The sequence below is a fragment of the Saccharopolyspora taberi genome, from assembly GCF_039534165.1.
GTDB lineage: Bacteria > Actinomycetota > Actinomycetes > Mycobacteriales > Pseudonocardiaceae > Saccharopolyspora_D > Saccharopolyspora_D taberi.
Map to the genome: position 1 here is coordinate 1 of NZ_BAAAUX010000004.1, position 21254 is coordinate 21254.

19 protein-coding genes are annotated in these 21254 nt (G+C 70.8%); 7 read left to right on the forward strand and 12 right to left on the reverse strand.

Annotated elements, in window-relative coordinates; genetic code table 11:
* The first annotated feature begins 112 nt into the window (after positions 1-112).
* From ABD691_RS04165 to ABD691_RS04175, 3 genes are read left to right on the forward strand one after another with little or no spacing between them, the layout of a single operon-like run.
* The gene (locus tag ABD691_RS04165) at positions 113-1237 is read left to right on the forward strand and encodes a thiolase family protein (protein WP_344678030.1); all 1125 of its coding nucleotides are present in this window, start codon (positions 113-115) and stop codon (positions 1235-1237) included.
* Positions 1234-1911: an energy-coupling factor ABC transporter ATP-binding protein gene (locus tag ABD691_RS04170; RefSeq protein ID WP_344678031.1), complete on the forward strand. Its 678-nt coding sequence runs from the start codon at positions 1234-1236 to the stop codon at positions 1909-1911. The genes ABD691_RS04165 and ABD691_RS04170 overlap by 4 nt, the downstream gene beginning before the upstream one ends.
* The gene (locus tag ABD691_RS04175) at positions 1908-2507 is read left to right on the forward strand and encodes an energy-coupling factor transporter transmembrane component T family protein (protein ID WP_344678032.1); all 600 of its coding nucleotides are present in this window, start codon (positions 1908-1910) and stop codon (positions 2505-2507) included. The genes ABD691_RS04170 and ABD691_RS04175 overlap by 4 nt, the downstream gene beginning before the upstream one ends.
* 257 nt (positions 2508-2764) lie before the next feature.
* Here the strand turns inward: ABD691_RS04175 and ABD691_RS04180 are convergent, their stop codons facing one another.
* The 3 genes from ABD691_RS04180 to ctaD form a co-directional block, all read right to left on the reverse strand.
* On the reverse strand, positions 2765-3544 hold the full coding sequence (locus tag ABD691_RS04180) for a peptidyl-tRNA hydrolase (protein WP_344678033.1): 780 nt from the start codon (positions 3542-3544) through the stop codon (positions 2765-2767).
* A gap of 61 nt (positions 3545-3605) precedes the next feature.
* Entirely contained in the window at positions 3606-4847 is a 1242-nt protein-coding gene (gene serB / locus ABD691_RS04185) for a phosphoserine phosphatase SerB (RefSeq protein ID WP_344678034.1), read from the reverse strand.
* Between the two features lie 128 nt (positions 4848-4975).
* The gene (gene ctaD / locus ABD691_RS04190; protein WP_344678035.1) at positions 4976-6724 is read right to left on the reverse strand and encodes an aa3-type cytochrome oxidase subunit I; all 1749 of its coding nucleotides are present in this window, start codon (positions 6722-6724) and stop codon (positions 4976-4978) included.
* Positions 6725-7092: 368 nt separating this feature from the next.
* Here ctaD and ABD691_RS04195 point away from each other — a divergent pair, with 368 nt between their 5' ends.
* Positions 7093-7716 carry a DUF305 domain-containing protein gene (locus tag ABD691_RS04195; protein ID WP_344678036.1) on the forward strand — a complete coding sequence of 208 codons (624 nt, stop codon included), beginning with the start codon at positions 7093-7095 and terminating at the stop codon, positions 7714-7716.
* Positions 7717-7840: 124 nt separating this feature from the next.
* Here ABD691_RS04195 and ABD691_RS04200 read toward each other — a convergent pair whose 3' ends face one another.
* The 3 genes from ABD691_RS04200 to ABD691_RS04210 are packed head-to-tail and all read right to left on the reverse strand — an operon-like array spanning position 7841 to position 10658.
* Positions 7841-8482 (reverse strand): hypothetical protein, encoded by a 642-nt coding sequence (locus tag ABD691_RS04200; protein WP_344678037.1) that lies wholly within the window; start codon positions 8480-8482, stop codon positions 7841-7843.
* Positions 8479-9822, reverse strand: coding sequence for an acyl-CoA thioesterase/BAAT N-terminal domain-containing protein (locus ABD691_RS04205; protein ID WP_344678038.1), 1344 nt, complete (start codon positions 9820-9822; stop codon positions 8479-8481). Before ABD691_RS04205 ends, ABD691_RS04200 begins: the two co-directional genes overlap by 4 nt.
* A 44-nt stretch (positions 9823-9866) precedes the next feature.
* Positions 9867-10658, reverse strand: coding sequence for an SAM-dependent methyltransferase (locus ABD691_RS04210; RefSeq protein ID WP_344678040.1), 792 nt, complete (start codon positions 10656-10658; stop codon positions 9867-9869).
* A gap of 83 nt (positions 10659-10741) precedes the next feature.
* Between ABD691_RS04210 and ABD691_RS04215 the strand changes: the two genes are divergently transcribed.
* From ABD691_RS04215 to guaD, 3 genes are all read left to right on the forward strand, one after another.
* On the forward strand, positions 10742-11422 hold the full coding sequence (locus ABD691_RS04215) for an HAD family hydrolase (protein WP_344678042.1): 681 nt from the start codon (positions 10742-10744) through the stop codon (positions 11420-11422).
* A 111-nt stretch (positions 11423-11533) separates the two neighbouring features.
* The gene (locus ABD691_RS04220) at positions 11534-12409 is read left to right on the forward strand and encodes an SDR family oxidoreductase (RefSeq protein WP_344678043.1); all 876 of its coding nucleotides are present in this window, start codon (positions 11534-11536) and stop codon (positions 12407-12409) included.
* A 286-nt stretch (positions 12410-12695) separates the two neighbouring features.
* A complete protein-coding gene (guaD, locus tag ABD691_RS04225) occupies positions 12696-14150 on the forward strand; it encodes a guanine deaminase (RefSeq protein ID WP_344678044.1) in 1455 nt (484 codons plus the stop codon).
* 37 nt (positions 14151-14187) lie between these two features.
* On the opposite strand, the gene ABD691_RS04230 is transcribed toward guaD, so the two are convergent.
* The 6 genes from ABD691_RS04230 to ABD691_RS04255 all read right to left on the reverse strand — a co-directional run bounded on the left by ABD691_RS04230 (position 14188) and on the right by ABD691_RS04255 (position 21209).
* On the reverse strand, positions 14188-15111 hold the full coding sequence (locus tag ABD691_RS04230; RefSeq protein WP_344678045.1) for a quinone oxidoreductase family protein: 924 nt from the start codon (positions 15109-15111) through the stop codon (positions 14188-14190).
* A 358-nt stretch (positions 15112-15469) separates the two neighbouring features.
* Positions 15470-16114, reverse strand: a complete 645-nt coding sequence (locus tag ABD691_RS04235) for a VanZ family protein (protein WP_344678046.1) — start codon at positions 16112-16114, stop codon at positions 15470-15472.
* Positions 16115-16583: 469 nt separating this feature from the next.
* Positions 16584-17405 (reverse strand): ESX secretion-associated protein EspG, encoded by an 822-nt coding sequence (locus tag ABD691_RS04240; RefSeq protein WP_344678047.1) that lies wholly within the window; start codon positions 17403-17405, stop codon positions 16584-16586.
* Positions 17406-17721: 316 nt separating this feature from the next.
* The gene (locus ABD691_RS04245) at positions 17722-18480 is read right to left on the reverse strand and encodes a succinate dehydrogenase/fumarate reductase iron-sulfur subunit (protein ID WP_344678048.1); all 759 of its coding nucleotides are present in this window, start codon (positions 18478-18480) and stop codon (positions 17722-17724) included.
* A 9-nt stretch (positions 18481-18489) separates the two neighbouring features.
* Positions 18490-20391 (reverse strand): fumarate reductase/succinate dehydrogenase flavoprotein subunit, encoded by a 1902-nt coding sequence (locus ABD691_RS04250; RefSeq protein WP_344678049.1) that lies wholly within the window; start codon positions 20389-20391, stop codon positions 18490-18492.
* A gap of 20 nt (positions 20392-20411) precedes the next feature.
* Complete coding sequence (locus ABD691_RS04255) at positions 20412-21209, reverse strand: hypothetical protein (RefSeq protein ID WP_344678050.1); 798 nt, start codon at positions 21207-21209, stop codon at positions 20412-20414.
* Between the last annotated feature and the right edge of the window lie 45 nt (positions 21210-21254).

The window sequence follows — 21254 nt, forward strand, 5'->3', positions numbered from 1 at the left end:
GGCCACGCCGCTGGCTCGCGACGGCGGCGCTGCCGCGCACCGCGGCCGGCAAGGTCGCGCGCGGGCGCACGGCCGAGCAGCTGCGGGACGGAACGTTCGCGGGGAGGCAGCTGTGACGGACCGGACCCCGGTGGTCGTCGCCGCGCGACGCACGCCGATCGGCGAAGCCGGTGGGAAGCTCCGCAACCTCACCGCCGACTGCCTCGCCGCGCCGGTGCTGCGCGCCGCGCTCGACGACGTCGGCGCGCCTCCGGTCGACGACGTGCTGCTGGGCAACGTGCTTGGCCCGGGCGGAAATCCGGCCCGGGTCGCCGCGCTCCGCGCGGGCCTGGGCGTGGACGTGCCGGGCATGACGATCGACCGGCAGTGCGCGAGCGGGCTCAGCGCGATCACGACCGCAGCCGCGATGCTCCGGGCCGGTGCCGGTGACTGGTACCTGGCAGGCGGCGTCGAGAGCGCGTCGACCGCGCCGTGGCGGGCCTGGCGCCCGGACTCGCCGACCGAACCGCCCCGGTTCTACTCGCGCGCCCCGTTCGCACCCGCCGAGCTGGGCGATCCCGACATGGGCCCGGCGGCGGACCTGGTCGCCGCCGAGGCGGGCGTGCCGCGGGAGCGGCAGGACGCCTTCGCCGCGCGCAGCCACGCCCGCGCGGTCGCGGCGCAGGCCGAAGGCCGGTTCGACGACGAGCTGGTGCCGGTGGGCGGGATCGCGGTGGACCAACGGCCGCGGCCGGGCTTCGGACCCGAGCGGCTGGCCCGGTTCCGGCCCGCGTTCACCCCGGACGGCACCGCCACCGCCGCGAACTCGTGCGGGATCAGCGACGGAGCTGCGGTCGTGGTGATCACCACCGAGGACAACCGCCGCAGGCTGGGGCTGCCCGGCCTGCGGCTGGCCGGAGCGCGGACCTGCGGCGTCGAGCCGGGCAGGCTCGGGCTCGGCGCGGTTCCCGCCATGCGGGCGCTGCTCGCCGAGCACGATCCGGAGGTCGTGGAGTTCACCGAGGCGTTCGCCGGGCAGGTGCTGGCCTGCCTGGACGCGGTCGGCATCGACGAGCGGACGTCCGGCCCCGACGGCGGGGCCATCGCGCTCGGGCACCCCTGGGGCGCGTCCGGCGCGGTCCTGGTGGTGCGATTGTTCAGCCGGATGGTGCGAGCGGACGGTCCGCGCACCGGTCTGGCCGCGCTGTCGTCCGGCGGCGGGCTGGGCGTGGCGACGGTGTGGGAGCGAGTCGGATGATCGAGTTCGAGGGGGTCGCGCACTCCTACGGTGCGCGGCCGGTGCTGCACGAGGTCGACCTGCGGCTGCCCGAGCGCCGGGTGGCGTTCGTCGGCGCCAACGGGTCGGGCAAGTCCACGCTCGCGCGGATGATCAACGGGCTGGTGCACCCCGAGCGGGGCCGGGTGCTGGTCGACGGCGTCGACCCGGCGCGCGACGGGCGCGCGGTCCGCAAGCGGGTCGGGTTCGTCTTCACCGACCCGGACAGCCAGATCGTGATGCCCACGGCGGGCGAGGACGTCGCGTTCTCCCTGCGGCGGCAGGGACTTCCGAAGGCGGAGCGGGCGCGGCGGGCGGCTGAGACGCTCGCGCGGCACGGGCTCGCCGGGTACGAGGACCACCCGGCGCACCAGCTCTCCGGCGGACAGAAGCAGCTGCTCGCGCTGTGCTCGATGCTCGTGCTCGAACCCGACGTGCTGGTCTGCGACGAGCCGACGACGCTGCTCGACCTGCGCAACAAGCGCCACTTCGCCGAGGTGCTCGGCGGGCTGCGCCAGCAGGTCGTCATGGTCACCCACGATCTGGAGCTGCTGCACGACTTCGACCGCGTCGTGGTGCTCGACGAGGGCCGCGTGGTCGCCGACGACGTGCCCGCGGCGGCGCTGCCCCGCTACCGGGAGCTGATCGGGGTATGAGCCCGCTCGGGCTGCACGAGCCCGGCCGCAGCCCGCTGCGGTCGGTGCCCGCGGGGTGGAAGTTCCTGGCGCTGCTGGGTTTCGCGGTGCTGATCTTCCTGCTGCATTCGCCGGTCGCGCTTGGGATCGCGGTGGGCGCGGTCGTGATCGGCTACGCGGGTGTGCCCGGTCGGCGGTGCTGGCAGGCCGTGCGGTTGCTGGTTCCGGTGCTGGTCTTCGTGTTCCTGATGCAGTGGTGGCTGCTGGGGCTCGACAGCGCCACCGTGGTGTGCCTGCGCCTCGTGGCCGCGCTCGGTGCCGCGAACCTGTTCACGCTGACGACGCGGGTCGACGACCTGGTGTCCGCGATCGAGCGCGGCGTGCGGCCGCTGGGCCGGTTCGGGCTGCGGCCGGAGCGGATCGGGCTGCTCGTCGGGCTGACGTTGCAGGCGGTGGCGGCGCTTTCGTCGATCGCCGCGCAGACCCGTGAGGCGCAGCGTGCGCGGGGCGCGACGCGGTCGCTGTCGGCGTTCGCCGTGCCGTTCCTCGTGCGGACGCTGCGCCACGCCGATCAGCTCGGGGAGGCTCTGGCCGCGCGGGGCGTCGACGACGACTGAGCCGCATCCGGCCCCTGCTACCGCCAGCACCGAGCGTCGCGTGGAGGCTTCGCCGACCGCGCGCGGGCGGTAGGAACGGGTAACCGGGACTTTCGACTCTGCAACCGATCATCGATCCCTGGGCACACTAAGAGATGCCGGGGAAACCCGGTGACTTGCCCGAGAACGCGCATGGCCTTGACGACTTACGGGCCGCCAGACCTATCGATCGAAAGATCGAAAAACGTTCTCGGGCGAGCCTGTGTCTGGGGGCGTTTTCAGCGCCATTCCGCGAGGACGGTGACCGTTCCCGGGTCGACCTCGGTGAACCCCGCGTCGCGGACCATCCCCACCCGGCGCTCGCGCCACGCCGTTTCCGGGTCGTCGCGCGGGTGGAGCCGGTTCCACGTCTCCTCGTCCGCGGTGCGCACCGAGCAGCGGTAGCCGCCTGCCGCCCACTGCTCCAGCGCGGCTTCCGAACCCTCCGCCCGCAGCAGCGCGGCCATGATCATCGTGGCGTGCCCGACCTGGGCCGCCGACTTGCCCGCGCTCATCGGGACGTCCGGGTTCAGCCACAGGACCGGCCCGTCCCCGGGTTCGCCCGGCTCGTCCGGTTCCAGCTCGCTGCCCGAGATCTGCAACCGGGTCAGCTCCTTGGGCATGTCGGCCACGCGCGCGGGCAGGAACGCGCGCACCTGCGCCCCGCCGACCTCGACGGTCAGCCCCGGCAGCGACTGCACCGCCTCCCAGTGCGCACCGCGCGCCCGGCGGGCGACCTTGCGGATGCGGCCGGAGATCCAGGCGTGCATCGGCTCGTGCCACTCGCCACCGGGCTTGCAGCGCTCGTCCAGGCAGACCGCGATGGCCGCCGCCGCTGCCGCCTCCAGCAGCGCGGTCCGCCGGGGCGGCTCCTTGCGCTCGATGCGCAGCACCATCGGCATCAGCAGGACGTTGTCGGGATCCTCGTCGGAGGTGTCCGCGGTCGCCGCCTCCGGCAGGGCGTGCCAGGAGGCGTAGCGGGCGACCAGCGGATCAAGCACAGCGGCGACGTCGAACACGGTTCCGATTATCCCCGACCGGCTCTTGGACCATCCCCAGCTCGTCCCGAGCAGCGGAACCTCAAGCTCCCAGGGTTTCCAGCGGAACCCGCCGCACGCCGCCGTCCTCGGCGTCGGCGCTCTCGACCTCGGCGCGGGTCACGCCGAGCACGAACAGCACCGCGTCCAGGAACGGGTGCGACAGCGCGGTGTCGGCGACCTCGCGCAGCGCGGGCTTGGCGTTGAACGCCACGCCGAGCCCGGCCGCGGACAGCATGTCGATGTCGTTCGCGCCGTCGCCGACCGCGACGCACTGCGCAGGCGGCACCCCGAACGACTCGGCGAACCGGCGCAGCGCCCGGGCCTTGCCCGGCCGGTCCACGACCTCGCCCAGCACCCGCCCGGTCAGCCTGCCGTCGACGATCTCCAGCTCGTTGGCCGCGCTGAAGTCCAGCCCCAGCTCGTCCACGAGCTGGTCGATGATCCGCGTGAAGCCGCCCGAGACGACTCCCGTGTGGTACCCGAGGCGCCGCAGCGTGCGGATCGTGGTCCGCGCCCCGGGCGTCAGCTCCAGCTCGGCCGCGACCTCGTCGAGCACCGACTCCGGCAGGCCCTCCAGCACCGCGACCCGGCGGCGCAGCGACTCCTCGAAGTCCAGCTCGCCGCGCATCGCCTGCTCGGTGACCTCGCGCACCTCCTGCTCGCAGCCCGCCTTGGCCGCGAGCATCTCGATGACCTCGCCCTGGATCAGCGTCGAGTCGACGTCGAAGACCACCAGCCGCTTCGCCCGCCGGGACAGCCCCGCCCGCTCGACCGCGACGTCGACCCCGATCTCGGCGGACAGGTCGGCCATCGCCGAGGTCAGCACCGTGTCCACGTCGCCGTCGTCCGGGGCGCTGACCAGCAGCTCCAGCCCGGTCACCGGGTAGTCGGCGACCCGCCGGATGGAGTCGATGTTGACCCCGACGTCGGCCAGCCCGCGGGCGACCGCGGTGAACTGCCGGGCGGTGACCGGCTGCCCGAGCACGACCACCACGTGCGTGGAGGCGCGCTTGGCCGGGTCGCCGTCCTCCGCGCCGATCTCCACGTCAACAATCATCGCGATCGTGGCCATCGCCTGCTCGATCGCCTCCTGGAGCTCCTCCGGATCGCGCTCGGTGGACACCAGCACGCCCAGGACCAGCCGACCCCGGATCACCACCTGCTCGACGTCGACGATGTCCACGCCGTGGCGCGTGAGCGCGGCGAACAGCACGGAGGTGACACCGGGTTTGTCCTTCCCGGTCACGGTGATCAGCACGGTGGTCGCGTCGGACGTGCTCACGTGGCTCCCTCTCATCAGGCGGCGCTGACATGCGACGAGCCCCGCCAGACCACGATCGGCCTGCCGGGGCTCGTCGTCGAGCTAGACCCAGCCTCGCACAGCTGTGCGGTGGCGGGCTAGCGCGCAAATCACTTCGGGTCGCCCGCGCCTTCCGCCGCGACGGCCTTCTTCTTGTCGTGGTGCACGATCGGCTTGCCGGTGAGGGTCATGTGCCCCTCGGTCCGCATCCGCTCGACGATGTGCGGGTAGTGCAGCTCGAACGCCGGGCGCTCGGAACGGATCCGGGGCAGCTCGGTGAAGTTGTGCCGCGGCGGCGGGCACGAGGTGGCCCACTCCAGCGAGTTGCCGTAGCCCCACGGGTCGTCGACCGTGACGATCTCGCCGTAGCGGTAGCTCTTGAACACGTTGTAGAGGAACGGCAGCATCGACGCGCCGAGGATGAAGGCGCCGATCGTGGAGATCGTGTTCAGCAGCGTGAACCCGTCGGACTCCAGGTAGTCGGCGTACCGGCGCGGCATGCCCTCGTTGCCCAGCCAGTGCTGCACCAGGAACGTGCCGTGGAAGCCGATGAAGGTGAGCCAGAAGTGCAGCTTGCCCAGCTTCTCGTCCATCATCCGGCCGGTCATCTTCGGGAACCAGAAGTAGATGCCAGCGAAGGTGGCGAACACGATCGTGCCGTAGAGCACGTAGTGGAAGTGCGCGACCACGAAGTAGGTGTCCGACACGTGGAAGTCGACCGGCGGCATCGCCAGCAGGACGCCGGTGAGACCGCCGAACAGGAAGGTGACCAGGAAGCCGACGCTGAAGATCATCGGCGTCTCGAAGGTCAGCTGCCCCTTCCACATGGTGCCGATCCAGTTGAAGAACTTCATGCCGGTCGGGATCGCGATCAGGAACGTGGTGAACGCGAAGAACGGCAGCAGCACCGCGCCGGTGGCGTACATGTGGTGCGCCCAGACCACGACCGACAGGGCCGCGATGCCCATGGTCGCCAGCACCAGACCGCTGTAGCCGAACAGCGGCTTGCGGCTGAACACCGGGAAGATCTCGGAGACGATGCCGAAGAACGGCAGCGCGACGATGTAGACCTCGGGGTGGCCGAAGAACCAGAACAGGTGCTGCCAGAGGATCACGCCGCCGTTGGCCGGGTCGAAGACGTGCGCACCGAGGTGCCGGTCGGCCATCAGGCCGAACAGCGCGGCGGTCAGGATCGGGAACGCCATCAGGATCAGGATGCTGGTCACCAGGATGTTCCAGGTGAAGATCGGCATCCGCCACATCGTCATGCCCGGGGCCCGCAGGCAGACCACCGTGGTGATCATGTTGACCGCACCGAGGATGGTGCCCAGACCGCTGACCGCGAGGCCGGCGATCCACATGTCGGCGCCGTGGCCCGGCGAGTGCAGCGCGTCCGACAGCGGGGTGTAGGCGAACCAGCCGAAGTCGGCGGCGCCACCCGGCAGCAGGAAGCCGCTGACCACCATCAGGCCGCCGAACAGGTACAGCCAGTAGCCGAGGGCGTTGAGCCGCGGGAACGCGACGTCCGGGGAGCCGATCTGCAGCGGCAGGATGTAGTTGGCGAACCCGAACAGGATCGGGGTCGCGTACAGCAGCAGCATGATCGTGCCGTGCATGGTGAACAGCTGGTTGTACTGCTCCTGCGAGAGGAACTGCATCCCCGGAACGGCCAGCTCGCCCCGGATCAGCATCGCCATCAGGCCGCCGACCAGGAAGAACGCGATGGACGTGACCAGGTAGAGGATGCCGATCTGCTTGTGGTCCGTGGTGCGGAACATCCGCGCCAGGAAAGATCCCTTGACCGTTTTGCGCACCGGATAGGGGCGCGTGGCGATCGGCTGTGGCGCGACGGCCGTCACGGTGCCTCCTGCACTGCCTCGACGAATTCCGTACCGGACCCGGGCGGGCCGGCAGACGGCAGCACGCGGCACGAGCACACGATCGCTGCCGTCTGCGGATACTAGTCCGGCCTCCGCACAGGAGCTCGGCCGGGCCGTAGTCACCCTATTCATCACCTGCGGCGGGGTCACGCGCAGTGAGACCCAGGTGACAACCCGGCGTCCGCGGGCCCGGCCCGCCGGTGTCGCCGGAGGCCGCCGATGCGGCGAGGGTTAGCCTACGGACCAGGAGGGTCCGCCGCCCGGACGGCGAACACCCGCGCGCACGCGCGCCGGACGACCTAGTGGGCCGCCCGGGACGACGACCACGACACCTGGAGGGGAAGCACGTGCGGAGGAGCACGATCATCGGCGCCGTGTTGGCCGGCGGTCTCGCACTCGCGGGCTGCTCGTCGGGCGAACAGCCCAGTCCCGAACCGCCCGCGCCGGGCACGCCGCCGCCCGCCACCGCGCAGGCGCACGGCGAGCACGGAGGCGCCGAGCACGGGAGCGCCGAGCACAGCACCACGGACCAGGAGTTCGCCCGGCAGTTCCTCGCGCAGCAGGGCCAGATCCTGGAGCTCGCCGAGCTGGCGTCCGAGCAGAGCACCAACGCCCAGGTCAAGCAGGTCGCGGGCAGCATCCAGCAGGCGCAGCAGCCGGAGCTGGACGCGGTCAACGCCTGGCTGGCCTCGACCGCGGGCCAGCAGTCGGGCAGCGCCCCGGAGGACACCGAGCCGGGCGACGAGGCCGACGCCGTGCTGACCCAGCAGGAGGTCCAGCAGCTCTCCAACGCGCAGGGCCCCGCCTTCGACCAGCAGTGGGCGCAGGCCATGACCCGGCTGCACGAGTCGGTGCTGGCGCTGGCCAGGTCCGAGATGGAGGAGGGTTCGGCGAAGGAGCTGCGCTCGATCGCGGAGCGGGTGGTTTCGTCGCAGCAGTCCCAGCTGGAGCAGCTGCGCTCTCTGGGCTGACCGAAGCGGTCCTGCCGCTTCGGAGTCCCATACAAGCGAACGGGACTGGTCCTAGCGCCAAAGACAGTTTCTCCGGCGGCGGCCGGTGTGTGGGTTTGTTCCGCGCACCGGCCGCCGTCGTTTTTCAGGCCTTCCGGAACGTCCGCCGGGTCAGCGCTTCCAGGCCGCCTGCCACGGCGGCGAGCGCGAGGTAGGCGGGCCAGAGCGCCAGGTGGATCTCGGTCGGTGTGCCGACCGAGATCACGCGCGCCTCGATCCCGGCCGCGATCATCCCGCCCGCGACCACCAGCACCGGCAGGACGAGCCCGCGGCGCACCAGTAAGAAGACCGCCAGCGCCGTGGTGAACACGTGCCCGGGTACGCCCCACGCCAGCAATCCGGCGGGAGCGTCCCGGATCAGGCAGAGCGCGGTACCGACGGCCGCGACGAGAACCGGTCGCGGAAGCAGGAACACGCACGACCACAGCAACAACCGTGGCCACGACTCCACCATCCCGGCTATCCACTGCGGACCTTCGCCGAGCCGGACGCCATCGATGGCGATCCGCTGCCCGGGCGCGAACAGCTCCCCCGCGACCACGACAAGGGCGGTGATTCCCAGCAGCCACAGCGGAATCCGGCTCCGGCACCGGTGCGCCGCGGCGAAAGCCACGGCCAGCCCGGCGTACCCGACCGCGCCCGCGGCGGTCGGCAGCGGATATCCGGCCAGCAGAGCGGTGATCCCGATCAGCAGGGCGCCGGACACGCCGAAGAGCACGCTTCTCATCGCTCCCCTCCCAGGTTCGCGCGGAACAGCTCGACGACGCGCCGGAACGTGTCAGCCGTTGCGCGGGCGTTGGCCTGCGGCGTCCCGCCGCCCTCGGCCCACACGACGCCGGGCACCAGCGGGAACGCCGTGGTGTAGCTGGTCGGCAGGTTCGGCACGTCGAGGATGAAGTGCCCGGCGCCGGGCTGGACGACGTGCTCGGCGCGCCCGCCGAGCCGGTCGGCGGCGATGCCCATGAGGCGCGGCGACGGCCACATCTCGTCCCGCTCGCCCGAGATGAGCAGCACCGACCCGTTGATCCGCTCCACCGGGATCGACGCGCGTTCGCGCTGCTCCGGCGTCGCGGAGTTCACGAACCCGCTGAAACCGCCGCCGAACCGCACCGGACGTCCGTGCAGCAGCGGGGCGATCCCGGCCAGCGGGCTCCCGCCGTTGCCCGGGGCCACGGGCACGTCCTTCCCGTCCTTGGTCCACGACGACCCCGCGGCCTGGATTCCCGGGAAAACCACCCCGGATCCGACCACCGAAGCCACCGCGCCGACGTGCGGTGCGGACGATCCCAGCAGCAGCGCGAACTCCCCGCCCTTGGACATCCCGACCACGCCGACCTGCCCGTCGCCGACCTCCGGCCGCGCCCGCAGCCAGTCCACCGCGCGCGTGCCGTACTCGACCGGGATCCGGCCCAGCGCAGGCGGAAGGCCCTCGACGCCGAAGTAGGCGAGGCCGAGCGTCGCGAAGCCGCGTCCGGCCAGCAGCCTGGCCAGCCGCGGGTTCGGCCTGCCACCTTCCGAACCGCCGAGCAGGACCACGCCGGGATGCGGCCCCGGTCCCGGCGGCAGGTACAGGTCGGCCACCAGACCGTCCTCGGCCACCGGAAACGACCGGACCCCGGGCGCGTGCAGGCGGCGGACCAGCGGCTTGCGCACCAGCGTCCGCCCGTCGACGTCGACTCCGATCGTCAGCCGGACCTCCCCGCTGCCGAGCGCGGGGCGCGGGTCGGAAACCGCCATCCCGTCCGGCAACCGCATCGACCAGAGCAGGCCGTCGGGCTCGACCCCGCGGTAGGAGCCGCCGGACGGCGCGTGCTCGGACGGGTCGACGCGGCCGGTCCGGTCGGCGGCGAAGGTGCCCCACGACGTCCAGGACTTGCCTTCGTCGTCGACCATCCGGGCCCAGAGCGTGGCCGCCGAGCCCGGCACGAGGCCGCTGACGGACACGTCGAGCGGTTCGTCGATCGACAGGCCGTCCGCCCCGACGTCGAGCGCCGGTGGCGGCGGGGAAGCTCGCGAGCAGCCTCCGAGTACGAACAACGCCAGCAGGATCAGGAAAAACCGTCGCATCGCAACCCTCTCGTCGGATCGGATGCGAACGCTGCCGTCTCCCGTTACTGGAGGGTCAAGCGCGCGACCGCGGCGTAGAAGCCGCTGCGCTCCGGGTGTTCGGAAGGGATGTCCGGCCGCCACTCCGGCGCGTAGACGAGCCCCGGTTCCACGAGTTCGCAGCCCGCGAGCAGTCCTTCCAGTTCCTCGCGGGATCGCGGGCAGAACGGGGTTTCGGTGTTGCCGTAGGTCTTCATCAGCGCGTCGACGTCGAGCGACGGGTCTTCGACGGTCGCGTGCGAGAGCACCAGGAAGCCCTCCTGGACCGCCTCACGGTAGGCCGCCAGCGCGGCACCGGCCTCCGCACCGGGCACGAAGTGCAGCACCGCCACCATCAGCACCGCGACCGGTTCGCTGAAGTCGAGCAGTTCGGCGGCCCGGGTCAGCACTTCCCCGGTGTCGCGCAGATCGGCCAGGACGAACATCGTCGCCGGGTTGTCCCGCAGCAGCCGCCGCCCGTGCGCCACCGCGACCGGCTCGTGGTCGACGTAGACCACCCGGACCTCCGGGTCGTCGGCCTGCGCGATCTCGTGCACGTTGCCGACGGTCGGGATGCCCGAACCCAGGTCGAGGAACTGCCGGACGCCCTGCTCGCGGCAGAACCGCACCGCCCTGGCCAGGAAGGAGCGGTTGGCCCGCGCGCCCTCCCTGGTCCGCGGGATCAGCTCGATGAGCGCGTCGGCGGCGGCCCGGTCGACCTCGAAGTTGCTGGAACCGCCGAGGTAGTAGTCGTACATCCGGGCCGCGTTCGGCCTGCGCAGATCGGCCGACCTCGGAGCGGCCGGATCATCGGTCATGGAAGGTCTCCTCGGGTTTTCTCCAGTGCGTCCTGCGACCGGCCGCCAGTAACCTCGTCGGTCCCAGACGAACGGAGATCACCTTGCACCGCAACCTCATCTTCGACGGCGATGACACCTTGTGGGAGAACAACGTCCTGTTCGAGCGGGCGGTCGAGCGGTTCATCGACCACCTGGCGCATCCGACGCTGAGCCGGGAGCAGGTCCGCGCCGCGCTGGACGAGATCGAGACGGTCAACGTCGTCGAGCACGGGTACGGCGTGGACGTCTTCGAGCGCAGCCTCGGCGAGTGCCTGGCGAAGCTGCGGGGCGAGCCGTCCGAACAGGACCTGGAGGTCCTGCGGGCGGCCTGCGCGCCGATCCGCGCGCAGCAGGTCGAGGTCATCGACGGCGTGCTGGAGACGCTGCGCGCGCTCTCGGAGCGGCACCGGCTGTTCCTGCTGACCAAGGGGGACCTCGCCGAGCAGACCGGGAAGATCGAGGCGTCCGGGCTGGCCGGGTTCTTCGCCGACATCGCGGTGGTGCGGGAGAAGGAGACGCCGGTCTACCTGGACTTCGTCCGCGACCGGGAGCTGGCGGCCGACGAGACCTGGATGATCGGCAACTCCCCGAAGTCCGACATCTGGCCCGCGCTGGAGGCCGGGCTGGGCGCCGTGCTCGTGCCGCACCCGATGACGTGGTCGCTGGAGGCGCGGGAGCTTCCCGACGGGCACGCGAACTTCCGGACCGTGAGCCCCTTCGCCGGACTCCGCGGGATCTTCTGAGCCGCCTGCCCCCGCCTCCGCGGGCGTCCTGACCGGTGCCGAGGTCTTCCCCGAATAACCTACCGCGAGTAAGCTACTGTCGAGTAGATAACTTGAGGTGAGGGAGTTCGCATGCCGAAGCCGTCCGGCCAGGTCGTTCTGATCACCGGCGCCGCCAGGGGAATCGGCGCGGAGACCGCGCGTGAGCTCGCCCGGCGCGGTGCGCGGATCTCGCTCGTCGGCCTGGAGCCCGACGAACTCCGCGCGGTCGCCGCCGAGCTCGGCGAGGGCCACACCTGGTTCGAGGCCGACGTCACCGACCCCGGCTCGATCGAGGCCGCGGTCGCGCACACCGTCGAGGTCCTCGGCGGGATCGACGTGGTGATCGCCAACGCGGGCGTCGCGCCGTTCGGCACGGTCCGCAACCACGACCCGCGAGCCTTCACCAGGACCATCGACATCAACATCAACGGCGTGTTCCACACCGCGCGGGCGGCGCTGCCGCACGTGATCGAGCGGCGCGGGTACGTGCTGGTGGTGTCGTCGCTGTCGGCGTTCACCCCGGTCGGCGGGATGGCCGCCTACACCGCGAGCAAGGCGGGCGCGGAGGCGCTGGCCAGCGCGCTCTGCTCGGAGGTCGCGCACCTCGGGGTCGCGGTCGGCAGCGCGCACCCGTCGTGGATCGACACCGACCTGGTCCGCGAGGCCTCGTCGGACCTGCGCAGCTTCCGGGAGATGCGCAAGGCGCTGCCGTGGCCGATGCACGCGACCACCAGCGTCGAGAAGTGCGCGAAGGCGTTCGCCGACGGGGTGGAGCGCCGCGCCCGCCGCATCTACGTGCCCAGGGCGATCATGCTCATGCACTGGCTGCGCAACCTCCCGGCCTCGAAGCCGGTGTCGTGGCTGATGCGGCCGACGCTGCGCAAGCTGGTGCCGAAGATGGAGCGCGAGGTGGCAGAGCTCGGGCGTTCCTTCAGCGCGCGCAACGACCGGCTGCAATCCAAGTGATGCCCCGAACAACGCAATCGGCGCGCCTACGTTCGGACCAGATCCGAACAATAGCGGAAATTCTGTTTGACTTCGGTTGGGCGCTTCACTAACGTCCCGTTAAACAAACAGTTGAAGCGCTCTCCCGGAAGGTTGCGGGCTCCTTTCGGAAAGCGACGGCACCGCCTGCGCGGTGCCGCACGTCGTGTCCGATTTCCCGGCGGTCGGAGACGCCGGTCCCCCGAATGGCGGGGCCGGTCCGAACCGGAATTCGACTGAATTCCGCACCGCTTGCGAAAGGCGAGTCATGACGAACCAGAACCAGGAGCCCTCCTCGATCCCGGCCGTCGGCCGCCGCGGCTTCCTCGCCGGGGTGGGCGCGCTCGCGGCGGTGGGCAGCGCACCGGTCGCCTACGCGACGCCCAGAGCCGCCGCGCCCGGCCGCAGCATCCACTACGGCGCTGTCCTGCACTTCCTGGCCGATCCCGGCGCCAAGCCGAACCCGGACACCTGGCAGCTGTTCGACCCGGGCGCGCTGGTCGTCGGCGCCGACGGGCACGTGGAATGGGCAGGCCCGGAAGGCGAGATCCCGCCGGAACTCGGGGACGGAACACCGGTCGACCACCGGGGACAGCTGATCGTCCCCGGATTCGTCGACACCCACCTCCACGCCAGCCAGGTCGACGTCATAGCCAGTTTCGGCGAGCAGTTGCTGGAATGGCTGGAGAAGTACGTGTTCCCGGCGGAGAAGGCGTTCGCGGCAGGCGACCACGCGCAGCTGGTTTCCAGCCTTTTCCTGGACACGTTGCTGGCCTCCGGAACGACCACCGCAATGGTCCACCCGACCGTGCACAAAACGTCGGTGGACGCGTTGTTCGAGGAAGCCAGGAAGCGTTCGATGCGCATTCTTTCCGGCAAGGTGCTCATGGACCGCGAGCCGTACGCGCCGCCGGATCTCAAGGACCCCAGCGTCGAGCAGGCCGAGGCGGACACCCGCGAGCTGATCGGCCGATGGCACAACAAGGACCGGCTGACCTACTCGATCACGCCCCGGTTCGCCCCGACCTCGACCGAGGCGCTGCTGCAGATGGTCGGCCGGGTGTACCAGGAGTTCCCGGACCTGTGGTTGCAGACCCACGCCGCGGAGAACAAGGAGGAGGTCGAGACGGTCAGGGAGCTGTTCGGCGGGCGCTCCTACATCGACGTCTACGACCGGTACGGGATGCTGGGCGGCCGGTCGCTGTACGCGCACAGCATCTACATCGACGACCAGGACCGCACCCGGCTCGCGCAGACCGGCTCGACCATCGCGTTCTGCCCGACCTCCAACCTGTTCCTCGGCAGCGGGCTGTTCGACCTGGACGCCGCGCGCGGTGCCGGGGTCCGGGTCGGCCTGGGCACCGACGTCGGCGGCGGCACCAGCTACTCGCTGCTGGTGACGCTGAACGAGGCATACAAGGTGCTCGCGCTCCAGCAGCAGAAGCTGTCCGCGCTGCGCGGCTTCTACCTGGCCACCCTCGGCGGCGCCGAGGCGCTGCACTTCGAGGACCGCATCGGCAACTTCCAGCCCCGCAAGGAGGCCGACTTCGTCGTCCTGGACTGGGCCGCGACCCCGGTCCTCAAGCGGAGGACCGAGGTGGCCAAGGACTTCCAGGAGCGGCTGTTCGCGCTGATGACGCTCGGCGACGAGCGCGCGATCCGCGCGACCTACGTCCTCGGGCAGCTCCGGTACGACCGCGGCCAGGGCATCGCGTCGCCGTGAACCCGCGGTGGTGGGACCGGTCGCGGTCCCACCACCGTCACGGCCGGATCGCGACCTTGCCCAGGTTGCGCCGTTCGGCGACGACCCGCACCGCCTCGGCGGCGTCGGCCAGCGGGAACTCCTCGTGCACGACCGGCCGCAGCCGCCCGCCGGCCACCGCGGACCAGAGCTCGCCGCGCATCCGCTCGACGAGTTCCGGCCGCGCCCCCGCGAGCCTGCCCATCGCGAACCCGATGACCGAACGCACTTCCGCGCGCAGCGAGTTGACCTCGATCTGCCCGCCCGGCGCGCTGAAGGACACCAGCCGACCGAACGGTGCGAGCGCGTCGACCCCGCTCCGGAGCACATCGCCGCCCACCCCGTCCGCGACGACGTCGACCGGAGCACCCCAGTCCTCGTCGTAGCAGACGACTTCGTCCGCGCCCAGCTCAGCGACGAGGTCCTTCTTGTCCGGCGATCCGACCGCCGCGACCACGCGGGACGCGCCGAGCACCCGCGCCAGCTGCACGGCCAGGTGCCCCACTCCCCCGGCCGCCGCGGTCACCAGCGCGCTCTCGCTCGGCGAGAGGCGCGCGGCGCGCAGGACACCCAGCGCCACCAGCCCGCCGCGCGCCACCACCATCGCCTCCGCCGCACCGAGCCCATCGGGCACTGTGGACAGAAGGAACGCCGGAACGCTTGCGTACTCGGCGAAAGCACCGCTCATCACCAGTCCCGCGACGAGCTCGCCGACCTCGAAACCCCGCACGTCGGCCCCGAGCTCGACGACCTCGCCCGCGATGTCACCGCCCGGGCAGGCCGGGACCTGCGCGGCTCCGCGCAGCTGCGCCAGCAGCGGCGGTGTCACCCCGGCGGACCGCACGCGGATCAGGACCTCGCCGGACCCCGGCCGCGGGACGGGCGCGTCCTCGATCCGGAGGACGTCCGGACCGCCGTGCTCGTGGAAGCGCACGTGGCGCATCTGACGACTCCCTTCTTAGGTTCGACCTAAAGATAGGTCAGGCCCACACAGGGAGGCAAGCGGGATTTGCCGCGCCCACATTTGAACCGTCAACTTCGAACCGTCAACGGAACGGGAATTCCGGGTAAAGATACGATTTCACGCCGGGAACGCGGAAATCTTCCTAGCGACAACTATCGGAAACCCTTGGGAAACCTGGCGCGAAGACGGTGTTCTCCGGCGGAAGCTCAAGGGCTCCGGAAAAGCCGGAAACAGGCCCGCGACTAAACGCGCGGACGATTTCCGGCGGCGCGCTCGGGATGGGAACCGGTGGCCGGGTTCGTCTGACGCGGGAGGCACCCGGCCACCGGAGTCCGGACTAGCGGACGGGCTGCCGCCGAAACGGCCGCTGACCGTGGCGGGTGCGCTCGGCCTCGATCTTGGCGATCAGGCCCCACACGGTCTGGCGCTGGTCCCCGGCGCTGTGCTGCGGCGTCAGCTCGTCGCCGCGCGTCGACCGCCAGGGCGCCCGGATCAGCAGCCCGCCGATGACCGCGCCGATCGTGTTGAGCACCACGTCATCGCTGGAGGCAACCCGGCCGCTGATCGCCAGGAACTGGACCAGCTCGATCGTGCAGGAAAGCGCCAGCGCGCCCATCGCGATCTTGCCGAGGTTGTCGAACCACGGCCAGCGCTGCGGGACCAGCATTCCCAACGGCAGCAGCAGGATCACGTTGCCCGCCAGCTGCACCCACGGCAGCGAGTCGCCCGGGTGCGCGGTGAGCGCCATCGAGACGTCGTTGCCGAGGTCGGGCCGCACCGGCAGCGGAGCGTCCTCCTGCGGCGAGAACACCAGGAACCCCACGAACAACACCGAGTAGACCAGCAGCCCGTCGATCACCGGGACGCGCAGCGTGTGCGCGGTCGGCAGGTGCCTGCTGCGCACCATGCCCGACACCGTCGCCGCCAGCACCGCCGCGGGGAACAACACCACCACGGCGGGCACGAATCCGTCGAATGCCACCAGGACTTGATGCACGTTCGCCACACTTCCTCTGGCCGCCGGTGCCAGGACCGCATGCGGCCCCAGGTTCGCGGCGATGCGAATTCCCGGCGACCGCGAACCAACGAATCGCAGTCATTCCCGCGATCTGGAACACCAAATCCGGGAAAAGTGTTCATCGACGGTCGGCGTTGACCGAAATCCGGGCCACCTCCGTCCCCATCCGGACGCCCATGGCAAAGATCTGAGAACAACTCGGTTGCGATGGGCAACATATCGGCCCCGGACGACCGTCCGGCGATCTTGGCAAGAAGCCGCCAATACCGGAATCCGGGGCAACGCGAGGACTTGCCGATTCCGTCCGTGCGAGGTGACGACCAGCGCAATAGCCGGGCCGGTCGAATGCGGGCCGGACTGTTCCGCGGTATTCCGCGGCGTCCGAATGCGAACGCCGCGGGGCCGGTGGTCCGGACCCCGCGGCGCGCGGGCGTCAGACGAGCCTGCCGGTCCGCAGCGCGCGGACCATCTCCTCGACCTTCGAGCCGAGCTTGCGGTTGTCGGCGGGGGCGAGGGTGAACCACTCGCGCCCGTCCGGTCCTGGCCGCTTCTGCGTGAAGTACGAGCCTTCGGCGGTGACGAAGAACGTGAGGTTCACCGGGAGCTTGTGCATCCGGCGCACCTTCTGGTCGTAGGAGCGCACGGTGAGCACACCGTCGAGCGTGCGCTTCGCGCCGAACGCCTGGGCCAGCAGCCGGGCGTCGGACTGCTTGATCCCGCTGGCGCCCAGCGCGCCCGCGAGCCCGGGAGCACCGCTGCGCATCCGCTGTACCGCCTGGTCCAGCTGCTCGCTGGGCAGGCTCACCGAGGCGCCCTGACCGGGCGGGATCTTGCCCAGCAGTTCGATCGCGTTGCCCACCGGGCCGCCGTACTCGTGGCGGCTGATGAGGATGTCGGTCACCGCGTCCGGCGTGTCGCCGTCGGCCTGGTACGCCTGCACGGTGCTGCGGCCGTGCTCCACGAGCACGGCGTTGAAGTCCTCACCCCGCTCGCGGTGCACGGCGAGTCCGACCGCCAGCGGCGGCCGGGCCAGCAGCTGCAGCGCGTCGTCGAGGAACGGGTGCAGGTCATCGTGCTCCAGCAGCCGCCGCTCCGCGAGCTGGCGCTTGCCCAGCGCCCGGACCTGCTCGTGGTCGTCCTCCGTCGCCTCCGCCGGCAACCGGCCCACGCGCAGCAGCGGGTGCAGCCGGGTGTCGAACCGATGGCACAGGTACATCGCGGCCTGCGGCTGCAGGACGAGCGTTCCTCCCGCCATCAGGCCCTCCCGGCCCGAACGCCCGCGCACCTGGTGGCCGCGCGCCGCGGCGCGACCGCAAAGAGGCCGAATCCGGCCATGTACACCGTCCCCCTCACGGACTACCGAGTGTCGTCGCTGAACATCGTGCACGATCACCGAAGGTGACGGCAGCGGATCCGATCAAGCGACATCAAGACCGTTATCACCCTATCTCGCAGTCCGGCAACCACCGTGTTGACCCGGCCACACCCCGCGACCGGGTCCACATAGGACTCCCGAAAGCGGAAGGTGCCGCTCGCCCGGCGGGCGAACGGCACCTGGTGGAACCGGGTTTTCAGTCCCGGCCGCGGCGGAACAGCCGCAGGATCGGGTCGTAGCGCCGGTCGGCGACGCGCTCCTTGAGCGGGATCAGCGCGTTGTCGGTGATGTGGATGTGCTCCGGGCAGACCTCGGTGCAGCACTTCGTGATGTTGCACAACCCCAGCCCGTGGTCACCGCGGGCCTCGTCGGCGCGGTCGCCGCCGCGCTCCTCGTAGCTGTCCAGCGGGTGCATCTCCAGCTCCGCGACGCGCATCAGGAAGCGCGGCCCGGAGAACGACTGCTTGTTGTCGTCGTGGTCGCGGATGACGTGGCAGGTGTTCTGGCACAGGAAGCACTCGATGCACTTGCGGAACTCCTGCGACCGCTCCACGTCCACCTGCTGCATCCGGTAGTCGCCCGGCTCCAGGCCCTCCGGCGGCGAGAACGCGGGGACCTCGCGGGCCTTGACGTAGTTGTAGGACACGTCGCAGACCAGGTCCTTGATCACCGGGAAGGTGCGCATCGGGGTGACCGTGATCGTCTCGTCCCGGTCGAAGGTCGACATCCTGGTCATGCACATCAGGCTGGGGCGGCCGTTGATCTCCGCCGAGCAGGAGCCGCACTTGCCCGCCTTGCAGTTCCAGCGCACCGCGAGGTCCGGGGCCTGCGTCGCCTGGATGCGGTGCACGATGTCGAGCACGACCTCGCCCTCGTTGACCTCGACGGTGAAATCGCCCAGGTCGCCTCCCTCCGCATCACCGCGCCACACCCGGAAGTGCGCCTGGTAGCCCATGTCGTCTCCTCACGGAAGCTCGTCTTCGGTGTAGTACTTGCGCAGTTCTTCGGCGGCGAACAGGGAAAGCAGGTCCTCGCGCATCGGCGACTGGGGTTGTTCGGCGACGTCCACGCTGCCGTCGTAGACCGAGCAGGCGAGCAGCTTCCCGCGCCATGCCGGATCCATCGCCGGGTGGTCGTCGCGGGTGTGGCCGCCGCGGCTCTCGGTGCGCAGCAGCGCCGCCGCGGCCACGCACTCGCTGACCAGCAGCATGTTCCGCAGGTCAAGGGCCAGGTGCCAGCCCGGGTTGAACTGCCGGTTGCCCTCCACCGCCAGGTTCTTCGCCCGGCGCTTGAGCTCGTGGAGCTGGCCGAGCGCGGTCCGCATCTCCTCGCCGCTGCGGATGATGCCGACCAGGTCGTTCATCACCTGCTGGAGCTCGGCGTGCAGGGCGTAGGGGTTCTCCGACGCGCCGTCGCCCGGCTCGAACGGCGCCGCCACCCGCCGCATCGCGGCGTCCACATCGGACTCGTGCACCACCGGGCGGAACCCGGTCCGCGCCACGTACTCGACCGCGCCCGCACCGGCCCGGCGGCCGAACACCAGCAGGTCCGAGAGCGAGTTGCCGCCGAGCCGGTTGGAACCGTGCATCCCGCCCGCGACCTCGCCCGCGGCGAACAGCCCCGGCACCCGCGAAGCGGCGGTGTCCGGGTCGACCTCGACCCCGCCCATCACGTAGTGGCAGGTCGGCCCGACCTCCATCGGCTCGGCCGTGATGTCGACGTCGGCGAGCTCCTTGAACTGGTGGTGCATCGACGGCAGCCGCCGCACGATCTCCTCGGCGGGCAGCCGGCTGGACACGTCTAGGAAGACCCCGCCGTGCTCGGAGCCACGCCCTTCCTTGACCTCGCTGTTGATGGCCCGCGCGACCTCGTCGCGGGGCAGCAGCTCGGGCGGCCTGCGGTTGTTGTCCGGGTCGTCGTACCAGCGGTCCGCCTCCTCCTCGGAGTCGGCGTAGTTGTCCTTGAACACCTCGGGGATGTAGTCGAACATGAACCGCCGGTTCTCGGAGTTGCGCAGCACCCCGCCGTCCCCGCGCACCGACTCGGTGACCAGGATGCCCTTCACGCTCGGCGGCCAGACCATGCCGGTCGGGTGGAACTGGACGAACTCCATGTTGATCAGCGACGCCCCGGCGCGCAGCGCCAGCGCGTGCCCGTCGCCGGTGTACTCCCACGAGTTCGAGGTGACCTTGAAGGACTTGCCGATCCCGCCGGTGGCCAGCACGACCGCGGGCGCGTCGAACCGGACGAACCGGCCGGACTCCCGCCAGTAGCCGAACGCCCCGGCGATCCGGTCGGCAGTACCCTGCGGGCCACCCGCACCCGAGTCCTTGAGCAGTTCGGTGATCGTGCACTCCTGGAAGACCTTCAGCCTGGCCTCGTAGTCGCCGAACTCGGCCCGGTCCTCCTGCTGCAGGGACACGATCTTCTGCTGGAGCGTGCGGATCAGCTCCAGCCCGGTGCGGTCGCCGACGTGGGCCAGCCGCGGGTACTCGTGCCCGCCGAAGTTGCGCTGGCTGATCCGGCCGTCCTTGGTCCGGTCGAACAGGGCGCCGTAGGTCTCCAGCTCCCAGACCCGCTGCGGCGCCTCCTTGGCGTGCAGCTCGGCCATCCGCCAGTTGTTCAGGAACTTGCCGCCGCGCATCGTGTCGCGGAAATGGACCTGCCAGTTGTCGCGGGAGTTGACGTTGCCCATCGAGGCCGCGATGCCGCCCTCGGCCATCACGGTGTGGGCCTTGCCGAACAGCGACTTGCAGATCACCGCCGTCTTCAGCCCCTGGGCACGCGTCTCGATCGCCGCGCGCAGTCCGGCACCACCTGCTCCGATCACGACGACGTCGTAGTCGTGCCGTTCGATCTCTACCATCCGCGTGCTGCTCGCAATCTTCAGTTGATCAGTCTCGGGTCGGAGAACACGCCGGCGGCCACCAGCATCACGTAGACGTCGACGGCGGCCACCGAGATCAGGGAGGACCAGGCCAGCAGCATGTGCTTGCCGTTGAGCCAGGTCGCCTTGGACCACAGCCAGTACCGCACCGGGTGCTTGGAGAAGTGCCGGAGCTTGCCGCCGACGAGGTGCCTGCACGAGTGGCAGGACAGCGTGTACGCCCACAGCAGCACCACGTTGACCACCATCAGCACGGTGCCGAGCCCGATGCCGAAACCGCCGTCGGCGCCGCGGAAGGCGATCACCGTGTCGTAGGTGAGGATCGCCGCGACCAGCAGCGCGGCGTAGAAGAAGTACCGGTGCACGTTCTGCAGCACCAGCGGGAAGCGGCGCTCACCGCTGTAGCGGGCGTGCGGTTCGGCGACCGCGCAGGCAGGCGGCGAAACCCAGAACGCCCGATAGTACGCCTTGCGGTAGTAGTAGCAGGTCAGCCGGAACCCGAGCACGAACGGCAGCACGAACAGCGGCGGCGGGACGAGCGGGCCGAGGTCGGGCAGCGGCTGGCCCCAGTGGCTGGAGCCGGGCACGCAGGCCGCGCCCAGGCAGGGCGAGTAGAAGGGCGCCAGGTAGTGGTACTCCGGCACCCAGTACCACTCGTTCATGAACGCCCGGATGCTGCCGTAGACCACGAACGCGAACAGCGCCAGGAACGTGACCAGCGGTGGCAGCCACCACCGGTCGGTCCGCAGCGTGCGCACGGACAGCCGTGCCCTGCCGGTGGTGGGAGGAGCGGACATCTGCACGGGACCTCGCCGTCTCTACTAGTCCGTCGTTGGTTTGCC

What these genes read in the sequence shown, in the direction of transcription:
- ABD691_RS04170 (WP_344678031.1), top strand. Translation starts at nt 1,234, where the DNA reads ATGATCGAGTTCGAGGGGGTCGCGCACTCCTACGGTGCGCGGCCGGTG.
- ABD691_RS04175 (WP_344678032.1), top strand. Translation starts at nt 1,908, where the DNA reads ATGAGCCCGCTCGGGCTGCACGAGCCCGGCCGCAGCCCGCTGCGGTCG.
- ABD691_RS04200 (WP_344678037.1), bottom strand. Translation starts at nt 8,482, where the DNA reads ATGAGAAGCGTGCTCTTCGGCGTGTCCGGCGCCCTGCTGATCGGGATC.
- ABD691_RS04205 (WP_344678038.1), bottom strand. Translation starts at nt 9,822, where the DNA reads ATGCGACGGTTTTTCCTGATCCTGCTGGCGTTGTTCGTACTCGGAGGC.
- ABD691_RS04210 (WP_344678040.1), bottom strand. Translation starts at nt 10,658, where the DNA reads ATGACCGATGATCCGGCCGCTCCGAGGTCGGCCGATCTGCGCAGGCCG.
- ABD691_RS04220 (WP_344678043.1), top strand. Translation starts at nt 11,534, where the DNA reads ATGCCGAAGCCGTCCGGCCAGGTCGTTCTGATCACCGGCGCCGCCAGG.
- guaD (WP_344678044.1), top strand. Translation starts at nt 12,696, where the DNA reads ATGACGAACCAGAACCAGGAGCCCTCCTCGATCCCGGCCGTCGGCCGC.
- ABD691_RS04230 (WP_344678045.1), bottom strand. Translation starts at nt 15,111, where the DNA reads ATGCGCCACGTGCGCTTCCACGAGCACGGCGGTCCGGACGTCCTCCGG.
- ABD691_RS04240 (WP_344678047.1), bottom strand. Translation starts at nt 17,405, where the DNA reads ATGGCGGGAGGAACGCTCGTCCTGCAGCCGCAGGCCGCGATGTACCTG.
- ABD691_RS04245 (WP_344678048.1), bottom strand. Translation starts at nt 18,480, where the DNA reads ATGGGCTACCAGGCGCACTTCCGGGTGTGGCGCGGTGATGCGGAGGGA.
- ABD691_RS04250 (WP_344678049.1), bottom strand. Translation starts at nt 20,391, where the DNA reads ATGGTAGAGATCGAACGGCACGACTACGACGTCGTCGTGATCGGAGCA.
- ABD691_RS04255 (WP_344678050.1), bottom strand. Translation starts at nt 21,209, where the DNA reads ATGTCCGCTCCTCCCACCACCGGCAGGGCACGGCTGTCCGTGCGCACG.